Origin of the sequence: Ruminococcus sp. BSD2780120874_150323_B10 (assembly GCF_015553695.1) — a bacterium.
Taxonomy (GTDB): Bacteria; Bacillota; Clostridia; order Oscillospirales; family Acutalibacteraceae; genus Ruminococcoides; species Ruminococcoides intestinale_A.
On record NZ_JADNHD010000002.1, the window covers coordinates 78,514 to 95,017 of the forward strand.

A 16,504-nucleotide genomic window follows, 5' to 3' on the forward strand; every position below is an offset into this window, starting at 1 on the left:
ATATTATTCTTCCGAAGAATTACAATTGCTGCCGCAACCCTCGCAGTCAGCCGGGTCACACTCTTCGCCGTCAAAGATGTCAGAGAAGTCAAACTCAAGAAGCTCACCGCAGTTAGGGCACTCAATTTCGCCCTCAAGGAGAACATCCTCGGATACATTAAGCTTTTGACCGCATGCATCACAAGTCACTTCATAAAAAACATCGTCTTCGTTTTCTTCGTCATCTTCATCGTCATCATAGTCAAAGTCATCATCTTCGCCGTAAAGCTCAGTTTCAGCCTCTGCAAGATCCTGGTCAATCTCATCAACCTGAGCCGAAAGCTCGTCATAGAGGTCTTCCATATCTGTTACAGAATATGACATATCGTCAAGAAGATCGATAATTGCGTTCATAACCTTAATTTCCGGTTTTGATTCATCAAGGTTTAAACCTTCGCAAAGTCCACGAATATAAGCAATTTTTTCTGTTAAATTCATAATAATTCCTCCGCAAAGCGATTAAGCTCTGCCCATATACTCACCGGTTCTTGTGTCGATCTGGATTATTTCGCCCTCGTCAATAAAGAGAGGAACCTTAATCTCAGCACCTGTTTCAAGAGTAGCAGGCTTTGTAGCGTTGGTTGCTGTATCACCCTTAAAGCCTGGGTCAGTCTTTGTAACCTTAAGCTCTACAAAGTTAGGCGGCTCTATACCGAATACGCTGCCCTTGTAAGAAAGAACCTTACAAACCATATTCTCTTTAACGAACTTGAAGTTGTCGCCGAGAACGCTCTTGTTAATCGGGATCTGCTCCCATGTTTCTGTATCCATAAAGTAATAAAGATCACCGTCTGAATAGCTGTACTCCATATCCTTTCTGTCAATAAATGCAGTAGGATATTTATCGTTAGGGTTAAAAGTCTTTTCAACAACCGCACCTGTAATAACATTTCTGATCTTTGTTCTTACGAAAGCGGCACCCTTACCTGGCTTTACATGCTGGAATTCGATGATTGATACAACCTGACCATCCATTTCAAATGTAACGCCGTTTCTGAAATCACCTGCTGATATCATAAGTAATACCTCCTAAAATATACATAATTACAGCAAAATAATCCTTGCCATTATGTGTCATATGCTATTATACATAAAAAATAAACAAATTGCAAGCATTTTAAAGAATTATTAGTTCTTTTGGCAAAGATACAAAGTTATTATATCCTTTTTCGGTGACATAAAGCATATCTTCAATTCTTACGCCGAACTTCTTTGGCAGGTAAATTCCGGGTTCGTCGGTAATTACCATACCCTCTTCAAGGATTATTTCTCCCCTCGGAGAAACATTTGGCAGCTCGTGAATTTCAAGTCCTACGCCGTGACCCGTCGAATGACCGAAACACTCTCCGTAGCCTGCCTCTGTTATAATATCTCTTGCAATTTTATCAATTTCAGAGCAAGTTTTGCCTGCCTTTACTTCATCTAACACGGCAAGTTGAGCCTTTAATACAATATTGTAAATCTCTCTTTGCTCATCTGTGGCAAAATTAACCGCTACGGTTCTTGTCGTGTCGGAGTGATAGCCGTCATATACAGCCCCGAAATCCATAGTAAACAAATCTCCCGATTTAACAGCATCGTCACTCGGTACGCCGTGTGGCAACGAAGTTTTACTGCCTGTGATTGTTATTAAATCAAAAGAAACTCTTTCCGCACCGTACTGCTTCATCAGATATTCAAATTCAACTGCGATTTTTCGCTCGCTGACACCGGGTTTGATGTAATTTAAAATTTCATTATATGCCTTTTCGGCAATCTGTTGAGCCTTTAAAATTTTGTCAAACTCCGATTTATCTTTAATAATTCTGATGTTTGAAACAGCCTTATCAAGCGCACTGTCACAGTAAAATTCAATTCCCTTTTCAGCAAAATGCTCTTTGTACAAATCATTTTCCGCAACGGTAAATGTATCTGCCTCTGCAACGATTTTTGTGACACATTCTTTTTTAAGAATTTCGCTTATATCCGCAATCAGCTTTTTAAAGCAGATTACTTCACAGCCGACTGCGAATTTCTGTGCCGCCTCAAAGTATCTGAAATCCACAAGCAAATATGCTTTGTCGCTTGTCAGTAAAAATACACCCTCGCTGTGATGAAAGCCGCTGAAATATCCGACATTGATTTCATTTTTTATTAAAACTGCGATGTCGGGTGATTTTATAAAAGCTCTTAACTTTTCTGTTCTCAAGCTGTTCATTACTTCATCAAGTCCTTTAAAGCTGTAATTGCAAGGAAGTAGCTGCTTTTGCCAAAGCCTGCAATCTGACCTGCGCATACAGGTGCAATTACAGATGTGTGTCTGAATTCTTCCCTTGCGTGGATATTTGACATATGCACCTCGACAAACGGAATCTTTACACAAGCAATAGCATCTCTTAATGCATAGCTATAATGTGTAAGAGCGCCCGCATTTATTACCGCACCGTCAAAGTTTTCTCTTGCGGCATGAATTTTATCGATAAGGTCGCCCTCGTGATTTGACTGATAAATCTCAACAGAAAAGCCCTGCTCGTTTGCAAATGCCTTAATCTGCTCGGAAATGCTTTGAGCGGTTTCCTCTCCGTAAATGCCTTTTTCTCTTACTCCTACCATATTAAGGTTAGGCCCTAAAATAACAAGAATTCTTTTCATTTTTATTCACCAAATTTCCTGATAAAATGACAAAAAGCGGACAGTAAAAACTGTCCGCTTATTTTGATTACCTGAATTTTCTCTTACGAGCTGCTTCGGACTTCTTTTTACGCTTTACAGAAGGCTTTTCATAAGCTTCTCTCTTGCGCACCTCAGCAATAACGCCAGCTCTTGCACACTGCTTTTTGAATCTTCTTAAAGCACTCTCAAGAGATTCGTTATCCTTAAGTCTGATTTCTGCCATCTATCTTCCCTCCCATCTGCCATTTGGCATGGGTAATTTGCATATGTTGCATTTGATATTATACAATAAACAATTCTTATTGTCAATAGAAATGTAGAAATTTAGGGAAAATTAAGTAAATTTATAAATAAAATAAAAATTATGGCTTAACTACAAGGTTTACAAGCTTATTGGGAACATAAATTTCTTTGATGATATTCATATTCTCTATAGCTTTAGCCACATTTGCGTCTGCCTTTGCCATATCAAGAACTGCGTTCTTTTCTGACTCAACAGGAATGTTAAGCTTTGTCTTAATTTTACCGTTTACCTGTACAACGATTTCTATTGTTTCGTCTTTGCACTTAGCCTCATCGTACTCAGGCCATTTCTGCTCTGCTACTATACCGTCGCCGAGTTTGCATATTTCAAATACTTCTTCTGTAACATGCGGTGCAAACGGGTTAAGGAGAATTGTGAAGATTCTAAGTTCCTCCTTAGTGATTGCGCCTGTAGCAGTAATATCATTGATAAGTGCCATAAGTGTTGCGATTGCGGTGTTGAACTTAATGTTCTCAATGTCATCGCCGACTTTTTTGATAGCCTTGTGGAATGATGATTCAAGTTCCGGACGGATGCCGTCTGCATCGTTAAGAATTGTCTGGAGGTTGTAATAACGCTCAATAAATCTGCGGCAGCCTCTGATGCTTGACTGGCTCCAAGGAGCGGCCTTTTCAAAGTCGCCGATAAACATTTCGTAAAGACGGAGTGTATCTGCACCGTATTCGTCTACGATTTCGTCAGGATTTACTACATTGCCTCTTGACTTACTCATCTTCTCGCCGTTTTCGCCGAGAATCATACCGTGTGATGTTCTCTTTGCATATGGCTCCGGAGTATTTACAACGCCGATGTCGTAGAGGAATTTATGCCAGAAACGGCTGTAAAGCAAGTGGAGTGTAGTGTGCTCCATACCGCCGTTGTACCAGTCAACAGGTGACCAATACTTGATAGCCTCTTTTGAAGCAAGTGCTTTGTCATTGTGCGGATCCATATATCTTAAGAAATACCATGATGAACCTGCCCACTGTGGCATTGTATCGGTTTCACGCATTGCCTTGCCGCCGCAGCACGGGCAAGTTGTTTCAAGCCAGTCTGTCATTTTAGCAAGCGGTGATTCGCCGTTATCTGTCGGCTCATATGATTCTACCATCGGAAGTTTGAGCGGGAGTTCACTTTCGTCAATCGGAACATATCCGCACTTGTCGCAGTGAACAATCGGAATAGGCTCGCCCCAATAACGCTGACGGGAGAATACCCAGTCACGGAGTTTGTAGTTTACCTTTGAGTGACCTTTACCCTCCGACTCAAGCCAGGAGATAATCTTTTTCTTAGCCTCGTCAACAGTAAGACCGTCAAGCATACGCGAATTAACCATAATACCTGTTGCACAGTCTGTATAAGCCTCTTCCTGCACATTGCCGCCCTTAACAACCTCAATGATAGGAAGGTCGAATTTCTTTGCAAATTCCCAGTCACGGGTATCGTGAGCAGGAACAGCCATAATAGCGCCCGTACCGTAAGATACAAGTACATAGTCGGAAATAAAGATAGGAATTTCCTTGTTGTTTACAGGGTTAATAGCCTTAACGCCCTCAACAAGAACACCTGTTTTATCCTTGGCAACCTCTGTTCTTTCAAAGTCGGACTTTCTTGCCGCAGCTGCCTGATATTCACGGATAGCGTCAATATTAGATAGCTTGTCTGCCCACTTTTCAATGAGAGGGTGTTCCGGAGAAATTACCATATATGTTGCACCATAAAGAGTATCTGCTCTTGTGGTGTAAATTGTAAGTGTGTCGCCTGTGGTTGTCTTGAAATCAACCTCTGCGCCCGTACTTCTGCCAATCCAGTTTTTCTGCTGTGCTTTAACTCTTTCAGGATAATTTACAAGGTCAAGGTCATTGATAAGTCTGTCTGCATAAGCTGTAATCTTAAGCATCCACTGTGACTTTACCTTATGAACAACCTCACTGCCGCAGCGCTCGCAAACGCCGTTTACAACCTCTTCGTTTGCAAGAACGCACTTACACGAAGTACACCAGTTTACATTCATTTCTTTTTTGTATGCAAGACCATGCTTGAAAAGCTGAATAAAAATCCACTGTGTCCACTTGTAGTAGTCAGGGTCGGTTGTGTTAATTTCACGGCTCCAGTCAAAAGAGATACCGAGTGATTGAATCTGCTTTTTAAAGCGGGCAATATTTTGCTTTGTAACGATTTCGGGATGAATATGGTTTTTGATTGCGTAGTTTTCGGTAGGAAGACCGAATGCGTCCCAGCCGATCGGATAAAGTACATTGTAGCCCTGAAGTCTGCGCTTTCTTGCTACGGTGTCAAGTGCCGTATAAGGTCTTGGATGGCCTACATGAAGTCCCTGTCCCGACGGATAAGGAAACTCAATAAGAGCATAGAATTTTTCTTTTTCAGAGTTGTCCTCTGCGTGGAAAACACCCTTATCTTCCCAAATTTTTTGCCATTTGCCCTCAATGGGCTTATGATTATATTTCAAAATTGAGTCCTCCTCAAGATTTATTAGTCAACAATATCGGAAATGTCAATTTCCTTACCGTCCTGCCAGAGTCTTTCAAGGTCGTAAAACTCTCTTGCCTCGTCTGAAAAAATATGAACGATAACATCGACATAGTCAAGCAATATCCATGAATTTGAACGGTAGCCCTCGATATGACTTACAGAAATGCCTGCCTCGTCAAGCTGATACTCAACCTCGTCCGCAATAGCTTTTACATGAGTTGAGCTTGTACCTGTCGCAATTACCATATAGTCTGCAAGCGAAGAAATATCGCCAATTTCGATTAACTTGATGTTAAGACCTTTTTTGCTGCTTATAGCCTTAGCTGTCAGAATTGATTGCTCGTAAGAATTCATTTGGCTGTTCCTTTCGTTGAATTATTTATTACAATTTCGTTGTAACAGGCAAGGGCGTCGGGGTGAATTATCATTGCCCTTTTAGACAAGTCTTTTAAAGTGAACTGCAATCCGTACAGCATTGCGTTTTCAAGAGATTTGCCTGCCTTTTTGCGCATTGTTTTTATGCCGTTATAATCTCTTTCGGCAGAAGTAAAATCCGCTATAAAAATTATTTTTTCAAGCAAAGACATACCTGCTCTGCCTGTGGTGTGGTATCTTACTGCGTTTAAAATATCTTCGTCTGTAATTTTAAGAATATCACGAATATACACACTTCCGCTTATACCGTGCCACAGCTTTGTCGATTTTTCCTGCACATTATCTAAAATTATACCACCATCTGTCATAATTTGCAACTGTTCTTCTTTAGGTGTTTCTTTGGTAATGTCGTGCAGTATGCCTGCAACGGCTGCTTTTTCGGTATCCGCACCGTATTTTTTTGCAAGTCTTACAGCCTCTTTAGAAACATTTACGCTGTGCGTATAGCGGTAATCGCTCATTCTTGATTTTATAAGTTTCTTATATTCGTCTGAATTCATAAAATCACACCCTGTATAAATTATTTTCCTTAATATAATTAAAAACCCTGCTGTCAATCAGATTTTCCAATACCGTGTCGTTGTCGATGTTGTCACGCACATAGGTTGACGAAACCGTTAAAACCGAGTGATTAAGTATAATCGCCTTTGCACCCATTTTTTTGAGAACATTATCGTAATGTTCTTTAAGTTCGGATACGCTGTCGTCATCTCTCGGAATGGCGATTACGGTAGCAAGCCTGAAAATTATTTCAGGATTTTTCCAATTTTGCATAGATAAAAACATATCTGCGCCGACGATAAAATAAAAATCATCGTTTTCGTTTTGACTTTTTAAAAGTTGCAATGTACGGTAAGTGTAACTTTTGCCCTCTAATTTTATTTCAAAATCGGATACTTCCGCATACGGAAGTTCGGCACTTGCAAGGCGGCACATATTAAGTCTGTGCTCGCACGAAACAAGGTTTGCGCTTTCTTTATGCGGCGGCACAAAAGTAGGCATAAGAATAACCTTATCGAGTTTTGCGGCATCGTGGCTGTACTTCGCCATTTGAATGTGACCGTTGTGTATTGGGTTAAAAGTACCGCCGAGTATTCCTATTCTACTCATTTTCTTCTGTTCTTAGGGAGAACAATTTTAGGCTCGTCCTCATTCTTTTTATAGAGAACAAATTTTGAACCGATAACCTGTACAACTTCCGCACCGCATTTTTCGGCGATAAGTTCGGCAGCTTCTCTTGAAGAATAACCGCTGTTCTCAAGCACTTTGCCCTTTATAAGCTCTCTTGCCTTGAGTGCGTCGTCTGCCTGCTTTACAATGTTATCTGTGATTTCACCCTTACCGATCATAAGGATAGTTTCAATAGGATTTGCAAGACCACGAAGGTATGCACGCTGTTTACTTGTGAGCATTTAACTGCTCCTTTCTGAAATTTATATAAATTATTTGTCAAATCTGTTTTTCAGTTCAGCCTGTAACTTGCGTAAAGCAATTCCTCTGTGACTGATTTTGTCTTTTTCTTCGGCTGTAAGTTCGGCAAAACTTTTTCCGTTGCAGTCAAAAATCGGGTCATATCCAAAACCGCCGTTGCCGTTCGGAGTATGAGAAATTGTACCGTTGCATATGCCGTCAACTTCAATTTTTTCTTTGTCGGATAAAATACAGCAGATTGCTGATGTAAAATGCGCTGTTCTCTTTTCGTCGGGTACACCCTGCATTTCTTCTAACAATTTAGTGTACTTTTCTTCGTCAGTGGCATTTTCTCCGCAGTATCTTGCGGAATACACACCCGGTCTGCCGTCAAGTGCGTCAACCGATAACCCTGAATCGTCGGCTATGGCAGGCATACCCGTTGCTTTGAAAGCGGCATTTGCTTTTATAAAAGCGTTTTCGGCAAAGGTTGTACCTGTTTCTTCAACTTCGCCGAGGTTTACACCTGCCTCTTTTGCGGAAACCGCATCTATGCCGAGGGGCTTTAAAATTCTTTCAAGTTCTTTTAATTTTTTTGCGTTATTGGTTGCAATGATAAATTTCATACCGCACCTCTTAATTCTGCGCAAAGAGAGCCTTTGCAAAGTCCTCTGAATCAAACGGCTGTAAATCGTCTATCTGCTCACCTACGCCGATGTATTTAACAGGAATACCGAGTCCCTCTTTGATTGCAAGGACAACACCGCCCTTTGCCGTACCATCAAGTTTAGTAAGAACAATGCCTGTAATTCCTGTTGCAAGGCTGAACTGCTCTGCCTGATTAACGGCATTTTGACCTGTGGTTGCATCAAGTACAAGTAACTTTTCTTTCGATGCGTCCGGCAGTTCTCTGTCTATAATTCTGTTGATTTTTGCAAGCTCGTCCATAAGGGGTTTTTTATTGTGAAGTCTGCCCGCCGTATCGCAGATAATAACATCTGCGTGTCTTGCCTTAGCGGCTGAAATGGCGTCATAAATTACAGCGGCAGGGTCGCTGCCCTCGTTCTGCTTTATTATTTCACAGTGACTTCTGTCTGCCCAAATTTCAAGCTGCTCGATAGCTGCGGCTCTGAATGTATCGCCTGCGGCAAGGATAACTTTTTTGCCCTGTTTTGTAAGGTGATTTGCAAGTTTTCCGATTGTGGTTGTTTTACCTACACCGTTTACACCTATGACAAGGATAATAGACGGTGTGGTTGAAAGGTCGAGTTCTTCTCCGCCTCTCAACATATCGGAAACCGTTTCTTCAAGAAGTCTGTGAATTTCATTAGGATTTTTAATACCCTCTTTTTTAACTCTCTTTTTAAGCTCTTCACATATTTTTTCGGCAGTCGGTACGCCTACATCGCCCATTACAAGCAACTCTTCGAGTTCTTCAAAAAGTTCATCGTCAATCTTGGTAAAAGATTTGAGCATTGAGTCAATCTGACCGATAACCGCATCTCTTGTCTTTTTTAAACCTTCTTTAATTTTATTAAAAAAGCCCATAAAATCATCCCTTCATTAGTTAGCCTTAATGCCGAGTTTTTCGGCAATCTCGGTAGAACGCAGTTCAAGCAGTTTGGATACACCCTCGTCCTGCATAGTAACACCGTACAGTACATCTGCTTCTTCCATTGTGCCTCGTCTGTGAGTAATACAGATAAACTGCGTTGTATGGGTTAAATTTCTCATATAGTTTGCAAAGCGGTCAACATTTACATCATCAAGCGCCGCCTCAATTTCGTCCATAACGCAGAAAGGTGCGGGTCTGACTTTCATAATTGCAAAGTAAAGCGCTATGGCTACAAGTGCTTTTTCACCGCCCGACAGTGCGTCAAGATGAACAACGATTTTTCCGGGCGGATGTACAATAATGTCGATGCCGCTGTTGAGAATATCCTCCGGCTCTGAAAGCGAAAGCGATGCGGTACCGCCGCCGAACAGTTCTTTGAATGTGAAAGTGAAGTTTTTATTGATTTCTTCAAAACTCTCTACAAACACTTCTTTCATCTGTTTGGTAAGGTCGGTGATAAGTCGCTCAATTTCTCGTTTTGACTTTTCCACATCATTTACCTGTGTGCTCATAAATTCAAAGCGTTCGGAAACCTCTTTGTATTCTTCAATTGCGGATACATTTACATTTCCGAGATTTTTAATTTTTTGCTTTAGCTCGTTAAGTCGTTTTTGAGCCGCATTGGAATCGGGAATTTCAATCGCCTGTTCTTCCGCTTCACGCTTGGTCAACTCATATTCTTCCCAAAGCTTGGAAATTATATTATCGTACTGATTTTGCAAGTTGATTTTTCTTTCTTCAAGTCTTGAAAGTTCTCTGCCCGATACCTCTCGTTCCGATGTTTTGTCACGCTCAAGCGTTCTTAATTCAACACTTCTCATTTCGTAAGTATCTTTTTCACAATTAATACTTGAAATCCTTGCGTTGTGCTCTGCAATTTTCTCTGACTTGTCTTTTATTTGAGCCTCAAGTTCGTCGATGTTTTTCTGAATCAAAGCATTTTTGTTTTTATAGTCCTCAATTTGTGCATTTAGTTCTCTCTGTTTTTCTCCGAAGTTATTTGATGAATTTTCCGCAAAAAGGATTTCGGAATTGAGTGCGTCAATATCCTTTTGAGCGGTTACAATTTCAAGTCGCACATTCTGTAATTGAGATGCAATTTCTTCTCGCTCCTCAATCATTTTGGCACGACTGCCCGTAATGCTGTTTACCTTTTCTTCTGCCTCGGAAATTCTGCGGTTAAGCTGTGCCAGCTGTTCGCCTGCATTTTTTCTGTCCTCTGATAGGATATTTACTTTATTTGTATATTCTTCAATCTGTTTATCAAAATTTTGCAAAGCAAGTTTTGAGTTTGAAAGCTCGTTTTCGCACGCTCTGCTTTCGGCTTCCATTCTTGCAAGGCTTTGTTTCTTGTTTGAAAGGTCTGCTCTTGTACCGAGCAATTCAGCCTCAACGGCGGCATAATCCTGCGCCGCCTCACTGCACAATCTCTGTGCCTGCGCAGACTTTTCTTCAATGGCTTTTGTCTGTTCTTTCAAATCTTTAATTTCACTTGCACGGCTTAGCAAACCTGTATTTCTGTTGAGCGAACCGCCTGTGAGCGAACCGCCCGCATTTACAACCTGTCCGTCAAGTGTAACGATTTTAAAACGGTACGAATATTTTTTGGCAATCTCGACTGCGGAATTAAGATTGTCTGCAATTACAATTTTGCCGAGCAAAGATGATAAAATATTTTTGAATTTGTTATCGCAGCTGCAAAGGTCGCTTGCAACACCGATAAAGCCATAGTTTGCTTCAAGTCCGTTTTCTCTAAGTTCTCTTGCCTTGATTGTATTAAGCGGCAGAAAAGTTGCTCGTCCGCCGTCCGATGATTTAAGATAAGCAATAGCCGATTTAGCGTCGTTTTCGGTTTCCGTAACAATGTTTTGCATTGCCGCTCCGAGTGCGGTTTCAATTGCAACGCCATACTTTTGCGGTACGGAAATTACTCGGGAAACAGGGCCGCACACACCTTTTAATCTTCCGCTTTTAGATGCGTTTACCACAACTTTAACGCTCTTTGAAAAACCTTCGAGGTTGCGTTCGAGATTTTCAAGGAAGTTGATTTTTCTTATATGTTCCTTGCTGTCAAGCAAAAGTCTGTCGCTTTCAGCCTTGTAGCTGTCACGCTTGTGTGCTTTTGACTGCAATTTAAGTTCAAGTCCCTGAATTGAATTTGTAATTGATGTAATTTCTTCCCGCAGATTTGTAAGATTTGTTGTGTATTCTTCGGAAATTTCTTCAAGCTCGTGTACTCTTGCAATTCCGTCTTTGTTTGCGGTTGTAAGGCTTTCGATTCTTTCTTCAAGGTCGGAAATCGAGCTTTCCGCCGTCATATCAATTACCCTTGCATCGGCAGACTTCGTTGTAAGCATAGAAAGTTCGGAAGTAAGCTGTTGCAGTTTGTCGCCGCTCTTGCCCGTATCAAGGTTGATAACATTCAGCTTTTCGGAAAGTGCGGTATATTCTTTCTGCTTTTCAATTATTTTTGTGTCAAGTTCAGCGATTTTCTCGTTCTTTTCCGCAATTTGTGTAGAAATAAGCTGTGAATTTTGCTGTGCGTTTTGAATTTCGTTTTCAACACGCTTTATGTTTTCTTCGTTATGAAGAATATCGTTCTTTGAAACCGAAAGCTGTGAACGCATATCGGAAATGAGTGCATCAAGCTCTGAAATAAGATGTCTTACTTCGTCGGATTTTACGGCAAGCTGTCCGTTTTTCAGATATATTTCTTCCGACTCTTTTTGAATCTGCTCGAGCATTTTTTCGGCATCATCATATTGTGCGTGAGCAATGGCGATTTTTTCGTCCTGTGTTTTAAGCGCCGCCTGACTTTTGTCAAGGGTAAGCAGCCAAAGCGCTATTTCAAGTCCACGCTTTTCTTCGGAGTATTTTAAAAATTCCTGTGCTTTTTCCGATTGCCTTTTAAGAGGACCGACACGCTCTTCGAGTTCTGTCACGATGTCACGCAGTCTTAAAAGGTTTTCCTCCGTGCTTTTCAGCTTTCGCTCCGCATCTGTTTTTCTGTAGCGATAGCGTGAAATACCTGCCGCCTCTTCAAAAATTTCTCGTCTGTCCTCGCCTTTTGAAGATACAATGCTGTCGATTTTACCCTGTCCTATCATAGAGTAACCGTCACGGCCAAGACCTGTATCCATAAAAAGCTCGTTAATGTCTTTTAGTCTGACCTGTGCTTTGTTAATGAGATATTCGCTCTCACCGCTTCGATAATAACGGCGAGTAATTGAAACTTCGTCGCCGTCGAATGCCAGCACTCTGTCTTTGTTTTCTATGTTAAGCGAAACTTCGGCATAGCCGAGTTTTTTTCTTTTGTCGGTTCCGTTAAAAACAACATCTTCCATCTTTGAACAGCGCAAGCTCTTTGGAGATTGCTCGCCGAGCACCCAACGGATAGCGTCACTGATGTTGCTTTTGCCTGAGCCGTTCGGACCTACAACAGCGGTAATGCCCTGCTCAAAAGATAATTTAGTTTTATCAGGAAAGGTTTTAAAGCCTTGAATTTCAAGTGATTTTAATCGCATTTATTACCTCTGTTTTATGTAGATTTCGTATTCGTCAAGACTTTGGTCTGTCTTGATTTTCAGCTTGTAACCCATATTGTTAAGTCTGATTATGTTTGATTTATTCTGTCCCGCAAGTTTTGAAACCGAATGAGGATTTACATATGCCTCAAAAAAATCAACCTCTTTGTCGGGATAATTTTTAATCAGTTTAGTTATTTTATCAAAAAAGATTTTGTTTTCGCAAAGTTCTTTAAATGCAGGGTGATAATTATTGCCGAGGCTGTTATTTTCAAGACTTTCGGAATAATGAAGTCCTAGCCTTATAATACGGATGTTTTCGCTTTTAAATTTTAAAATGAGCTTTGAGCAAAGTTCAACCGATTGCTCAAGTGTGTAAGGAATAAACTTTTTACTGTTATAAAGATTTGCAAGTTCGGTATCCTGCATAATAACAGTCGGATATATCCTTACAGTATCCGGTCTGAGCTTTATAAATTCATCGGCAGTATAAATGTCTTTATAAAAATCAGAACCGTACAGTCCCGTCATCATCTGCAGTCCGAGTGATATGCCGTAATTTTTTATAATGCGGCAGGCATTTCTTACATCATCCGCCGTATGTCCTCTTTCATTGAGTTTAAGCACTTCATCATCCATAGATTGAGCACCGAGTTCAATTGAAGTTACTTTATAGCTTTTCAAAAGACTTACAATTTCATCGTCAATGCAGTCGGGACGGGTAGATAACCGAATACCTTTAAAGCTGTTGATAAACGGCTTGGTCGCATCTAAAAGTTCGAGCATATATTCTCTGTCAATTGCTGTAAAACTGCCGCCGAAAAATGCAATCTCCGCCTCTTTGGTATTTTCTTTTAAAGAATCTACGGCGATTTTTACGGCATTTGTCACATCATCGGCATTTGGCTGATACGCTTGCCCCACAATGTTTCTTTGATTACAGAAAGTGCATTTGTGAGGGCATCCGTTGTGCGGTATAAAAAGCGCCACATTAGAATGTTTAATAACCCATCAACTCCAGTGCTTCTCTTGCCGCCTGCTGTTCAGCCTCTTTTTTGCTTTTTCCGCCGCCTTTGCCTATAACATTGCTGTTAAGGTGAACCTCTACGACAAAGTGCTTGTTGTGGTCGGGACCCGATTCGTCAACGAGTACATATTCGAGCAATTCCCCGGGATTTTTCTGAATAATCTCCTGCAAAGTTGTTTTGTAATCGTTTACGGGTCTTTTCTTTGATGCCTTAATCGCAGGGATTACAAAGTTAAGAATATGCTTAGATGCAGGCTCGATTCCGCCGTCAATATAAATAGCCGCAATAAGAGCCTCAAATGCATCCGAAAGTATTGACGGGCGTTCTGCACCACCGTTGTGGCGCTCGCCTTTGCTCAAAATAAGATACTTACCCAGTCCGAGTTGTTTTGCAAATACGAAAAGGCTCTTTTCACATACAAGCGAGGCTCTTAGTTTGGTAAGCTCGCCCTCCGGAAGCTCGGGGCAGTTTTTGAAAATGTAGTCAGAAACTACAATTGAAAGAACCGCATCACCTAAGAATTCAAGTCTTTCGTTATATTTGATATGTTTTGATTTGTGTTCGTTTGCATAAGAAGAATGTGTGAGTGCCTCTTCGAGTAAACTTATATCTTTAAATTTATAGCCGATTTTATTTTCAAGTTCCTGCACTTAAATCAGTCCTCCGAATTAATAACCTTTGAAATTTCACCGATCGCATCAGCAAGCACATAATCTCTTGAAAGTCTGATTGCGTTTTTAACGGTGACGGCTTTTGCACTGCCGTGCGCCTTGAACACAGGTTTTGATGCACCCAAAACAGGCGCACCGCCGTATGTGTTGTGGTCAAGTTTTTTCTTAAGCTTTTTTATATCGCCGAGCACGAGCGAAGCCGAAAGTTTGCCTTTAAGACTGCCTGTAAACAAGCTCTTGATCTCGTTCATAACAACCATTGCAACACCCTCATAGGTTTTTAAAATAAGATTGCCTGTAAAGCCGTCACACACTACTACATCGCAAACGCCCTGCGGAATATCTCTGCCCTCAACATTGCCGACAAAGTTTAAGTTGCTTTCTTTCAAAAGCTGATATGTAGTTTGATAAAGCTCTGTTCCTTTGTGATCTTCGGTGCCGACATTTGCAAGGCCTACCCTTGGGTTATCAATCTTCATAACTCTGTTCATATAAATTGAGCCCATTACCGCAAATTGAACGAGCATTTCGGGACGGCAATCTACATTTGCACCGCCGTCAACAAGCATAAAGAAACCGTTTGCGGACGGCATAACGGGAGAGAATGCAGGTCGTTTAATGCCTTTAATTCTCTTAACCGCAAGAGTTGCACCCATACAAAGAGCACCGCTGTTGCCTGCGGAAACAAAAGCGTCACCCTCGCCGTTTTTAAGCAAATTAAATCCTACAGCCATTGAGCTGTCTTTCTTTGATTTAAGAACTGCATCGGCATGGTCGTCCATAGTAATAACTTCTGTGCAGTGATGAATTTCTATTCTGTCAAGAGATATATTATTGTCATGTGCAACCTTAAGAATTTTACCCTCGTCGCCTGTGAGAATAATTGATAAATCGTCAAATTCCGCAACAGCCTCCGCACAACCCTTGATTATTTCAAGCGGTGCGTTATCTCCGCCGAAGGCATCTACTATAATTTTCATTTTTACACCTCTAAATTCATATGTGTAAGATAAGCCTCAAGGCTTTTAAGCGCTCTGTCCGAATATGCTTTTCCTCGCTCCTGCTTGTCACGGGGACGATTTTCGAGAGCAGGAAGTACACCGAAATTTGCGCCCATAGGCTGGAATTTCTCCACATATTTGTCGGATATATAGCCTGCAAGAGCGCCGAGCATTGTGTCAGTCGGTAAAGTCACAGGTTCTTGACTGTTTAATCTTCGCACTGCGTTTATGCCAGCAAGTATTCCCGAAGCCGCCGATTCCATATAGCCCTCAACACCTGTAAGCTGACCTGCAAAGAACAAGTTTTCATTTTCTCTCAAAGAAAAATCGGCATTGAGCAGTTTAGGTGAATTAATAAATGTGTTCCTGTGCATTACACCGTAGCGGTAAAATTCCGCTTTGTGCAATGCAGGAATCAGTGAAAATACCCTTTTCTGTTCACCGAATTTCAGATTTGTCTGAAATCCGACGAGGTTATACATTGTGCCCCCGCAATTTTCTTTCCTTAACTGCAGTACAGCCCACGGTCTGTGTCCCGTTTTTGGATTTACAAGACCGACAGGTTTCATCGGCCCGAATCGCAATGTGTTTTCACCACGCTGTGCCATAACTTCAACAGGCATACAGCCCTCGTACACCTTAGGATTGTTTACATCAAAGCTGTGCAAAGGTGCTCTTTCGGCGGTTACAAGTGCCTGATAAAAAGTTTCGTATTCTTCTTTATTCATCGGGCAATTTATATAATCGTCGCCACTGCCTTTATCGTATCTTGATGCATAGAAAGCATAATCCATATCAATGCTTTCGGCACTCACAATCGGAGCGGCGGCATCAAAGAAAGAAAGCGAAGTACCGAAGCGCTCTATTATTTTTTCGGCAAGAGCGTCCGAAGTAAGCGGACCCGTAGCAATAATTGTAATTGCATCATCGGGAATTTCTGTGATTTCTTCTTCAAAAACGGTTATGTTTTCATCGGCTCTTATTCCGTCGGTTACAAGTCTTGAAAAAATATCTCTGTCAACCGCAAGAGCACCGCCGGCAGGCACTTGGCACTTGTCTGCGCATTTCATAAGAAAAGAATCAAGTCTGCGCATTTCTTCCTTTAAAAGTCCTGCGGCGCTTTCTATTCGCATTGCCTTTAAGGAATTTGAGCACACAAGCTCGCCGAATAAATCGGAATGATGAGCCGGTGTTTTTTTCTTCGGTTTCATTTCATAAAGGTGAACCTTTATTCCGTGAGATGAGATCTGTTTAGCGGCTTCACAGCCTGCAAGACCCGCACCTATTACATTGATATAACCTTTTTCCAAAAAGTTCACCTTTCCTTTTCAG

17 protein-coding genes are annotated in these 16,504 nt (G+C 41.2%); all 17 read right to left on the reverse strand.

The features are described 5' to 3' along the window. Positions 1–3 precede the first annotated feature (3 nt). Entirely contained in the window at positions 4–477 is a 474-nt protein-coding gene (locus I2E21_RS01910) for a CD1247 N-terminal domain-containing protein (RefSeq protein WP_195410247.1), read from the reverse strand. Between the two features lie 21 nt (positions 478–498). Next, positions 499–1,056: an elongation factor P gene (gene efp, locus I2E21_RS01915; protein WP_195410248.1), complete on the reverse strand. Its 558-nt coding sequence runs from the start codon at positions 1,054–1,056 to the stop codon at positions 499–501. A gap of 100 nt (positions 1,057–1,156) precedes the next feature. After that, positions 1,157–2,236, reverse strand: coding sequence for an aminopeptidase P family protein (locus I2E21_RS01920; RefSeq protein WP_195410249.1), 1,080 nt, complete (start codon positions 2,234–2,236; stop codon positions 1,157–1,159). After that, on the reverse strand, positions 2,236–2,670 hold the full coding sequence (gene aroQ, locus I2E21_RS01925) for a type II 3-dehydroquinate dehydratase (protein ID WP_195410250.1): 435 nt from the start codon (positions 2,668–2,670) through the stop codon (positions 2,236–2,238). Before aroQ ends, I2E21_RS01920 begins: the two co-directional genes overlap by 1 nt. A 67-nt stretch (positions 2,671–2,737) precedes the next feature. Continuing rightward, positions 2,738–2,914: a 30S ribosomal protein S21 gene (gene rpsU / locus I2E21_RS01930; RefSeq protein WP_022234907.1), complete on the reverse strand. Its 177-nt coding sequence runs from the start codon at positions 2,912–2,914 to the stop codon at positions 2,738–2,740. A gap of 139 nt (positions 2,915–3,053) precedes the next feature. Further along, positions 3,054–5,465: a leucine--tRNA ligase gene (gene leuS / locus I2E21_RS01935; protein WP_195410251.1), complete on the reverse strand. Its 2,412-nt coding sequence runs from the start codon at positions 5,463–5,465 to the stop codon at positions 3,054–3,056. A gap of 23 nt (positions 5,466–5,488) precedes the next feature. Continuing rightward, positions 5,489–5,842 (reverse strand): ribosome silencing factor, encoded by a 354-nt coding sequence (rsfS, locus tag I2E21_RS01940; RefSeq protein ID WP_022234905.1) that lies wholly within the window; start codon positions 5,840–5,842, stop codon positions 5,489–5,491. Beyond that, on the reverse strand, positions 5,839–6,423 hold the full coding sequence (yqeK, locus tag I2E21_RS01945; protein ID WP_186934803.1) for a bis(5'-nucleosyl)-tetraphosphatase (symmetrical) YqeK: 585 nt from the start codon (positions 6,421–6,423) through the stop codon (positions 5,839–5,841). Before yqeK ends, rsfS begins: the two co-directional genes overlap by 4 nt. 4 nt (positions 6,424–6,427) lie before the next feature. Then, entirely contained in the window at positions 6,428–7,033 is a 606-nt protein-coding gene (gene nadD, locus I2E21_RS01950) for a nicotinate (nicotinamide) nucleotide adenylyltransferase (RefSeq protein ID WP_195410252.1), read from the reverse strand. Then, positions 7,030–7,335, reverse strand: a complete 306-nt coding sequence (gene yhbY, locus I2E21_RS01955; protein ID WP_022234902.1) for a ribosome assembly RNA-binding protein YhbY — start codon at positions 7,333–7,335, stop codon at positions 7,030–7,032. The genes nadD and yhbY overlap by 4 nt, the downstream gene beginning before the upstream one ends. A gap of 30 nt (positions 7,336–7,365) precedes the next feature. Next, positions 7,366–7,959: an RdgB/HAM1 family non-canonical purine NTP pyrophosphatase gene (gene rdgB, locus I2E21_RS01960; RefSeq protein ID WP_186934805.1), complete on the reverse strand. Its 594-nt coding sequence runs from the start codon at positions 7,957–7,959 to the stop codon at positions 7,366–7,368. Positions 7,960–7,969: 10 nt separating this feature from the next. Next, entirely contained in the window at positions 7,970–8,881 is a 912-nt protein-coding gene (ftsY, locus tag I2E21_RS01965; protein ID WP_195410253.1) for a signal recognition particle-docking protein FtsY, read from the reverse strand. A 15-nt stretch (positions 8,882–8,896) separates the two neighbouring features. After that, positions 8,897–12,472: a chromosome segregation protein SMC gene (gene smc / locus I2E21_RS01970; RefSeq protein ID WP_195410254.1), complete on the reverse strand. Its 3,576-nt coding sequence runs from the start codon at positions 12,470–12,472 to the stop codon at positions 8,897–8,899. A 3-nt stretch (positions 12,473–12,475) separates the two neighbouring features. Next, complete coding sequence (locus I2E21_RS12510) at positions 12,476–13,462, reverse strand: radical SAM protein (RefSeq protein WP_195410255.1); 987 nt, start codon at positions 13,460–13,462, stop codon at positions 12,476–12,478. A gap of 10 nt (positions 13,463–13,472) precedes the next feature. Beyond that, a complete protein-coding gene (gene rnc, locus I2E21_RS01980) occupies positions 13,473–14,150 on the reverse strand; it encodes a ribonuclease III (RefSeq protein WP_186934809.1) in 678 nt (225 codons plus the stop codon). 5 nt (positions 14,151–14,155) lie between these two features. Then, positions 14,156–15,151 carry a phosphate acyltransferase PlsX gene (gene plsX / locus I2E21_RS01985; RefSeq protein ID WP_195410256.1) on the reverse strand — a complete coding sequence of 332 codons (996 nt, stop codon included), beginning with the start codon at positions 15,149–15,151 and terminating at the stop codon, positions 14,156–14,158. Positions 15,152–15,153: 2 nt separating this feature from the next. Continuing rightward, positions 15,154–16,482 (reverse strand): methylenetetrahydrofolate--tRNA-(uracil(54)-C(5))-methyltransferase (FADH(2)-oxidizing) TrmFO, encoded by a 1,329-nt coding sequence (trmFO, locus tag I2E21_RS01990; protein ID WP_195410257.1) that lies wholly within the window; start codon positions 16,480–16,482, stop codon positions 15,154–15,156. Positions 16,483–16,504 lie beyond the last annotated feature (22 nt).

Excerpts from the sequence above, each read along its gene's own strand:
- ftsY (WP_195410253.1), bottom strand. The coding sequence starts at position 8,881 with ATGGGCTTTTTTAATAAAATTAAAGAAGGTTTAAAAAAGACAAGAGAT.
- rsfS (WP_022234905.1), bottom strand. The coding sequence starts at position 5,842 with ATGAATTCTTACGAGCAATCAATTCTGACAGCTAAGGCTATAAGCAGC.
- nadD (WP_195410252.1), bottom strand. The coding sequence starts at position 7,033 with ATGAGTAGAATAGGAATACTCGGCGGTACTTTTAACCCAATACACAAC.
- rpsU (WP_022234907.1), bottom strand. The coding sequence starts at position 2,914 with ATGGCAGAAATCAGACTTAAGGATAACGAATCTCTTGAGAGTGCTTTA.
- yqeK (WP_186934803.1), bottom strand. The coding sequence starts at position 6,423 with ATGAATTCAGACGAATATAAGAAACTTATAAAATCAAGAATGAGCGAT.
- efp (WP_195410248.1), bottom strand. The coding sequence starts at position 1,056 with ATGATATCAGCAGGTGATTTCAGAAACGGCGTTACATTTGAAATGGAT.
- yhbY (WP_022234902.1), bottom strand. The coding sequence starts at position 7,335 with ATGCTCACAAGTAAACAGCGTGCATACCTTCGTGGTCTTGCAAATCCT.
- smc (WP_195410254.1), bottom strand. The coding sequence starts at position 12,472 with ATGCGATTAAAATCACTTGAAATTCAAGGCTTTAAAACCTTTCCTGAT.
- I2E21_RS01910 (WP_195410247.1), bottom strand. The coding sequence starts at position 477 with ATGAATTTAACAGAAAAAATTGCTTATATTCGTGGACTTTGCGAAGGT.
- plsX (WP_195410256.1), bottom strand. The coding sequence starts at position 15,151 with ATGAAAATTATAGTAGATGCCTTCGGCGGAGATAACGCACCGCTTGAA.
- rdgB (WP_186934805.1), bottom strand. The coding sequence starts at position 7,959 with ATGAAATTTATCATTGCAACCAATAACGCAAAAAAATTAAAAGAACTT.
- aroQ (WP_195410250.1), bottom strand. The coding sequence starts at position 2,670 with ATGAAAAGAATTCTTGTTATTTTAGGGCCTAACCTTAATATGGTAGGA.
- I2E21_RS01920 (WP_195410249.1), bottom strand. The coding sequence starts at position 2,236 with ATGAACAGCTTGAGAACAGAAAAGTTAAGAGCTTTTATAAAATCACCC.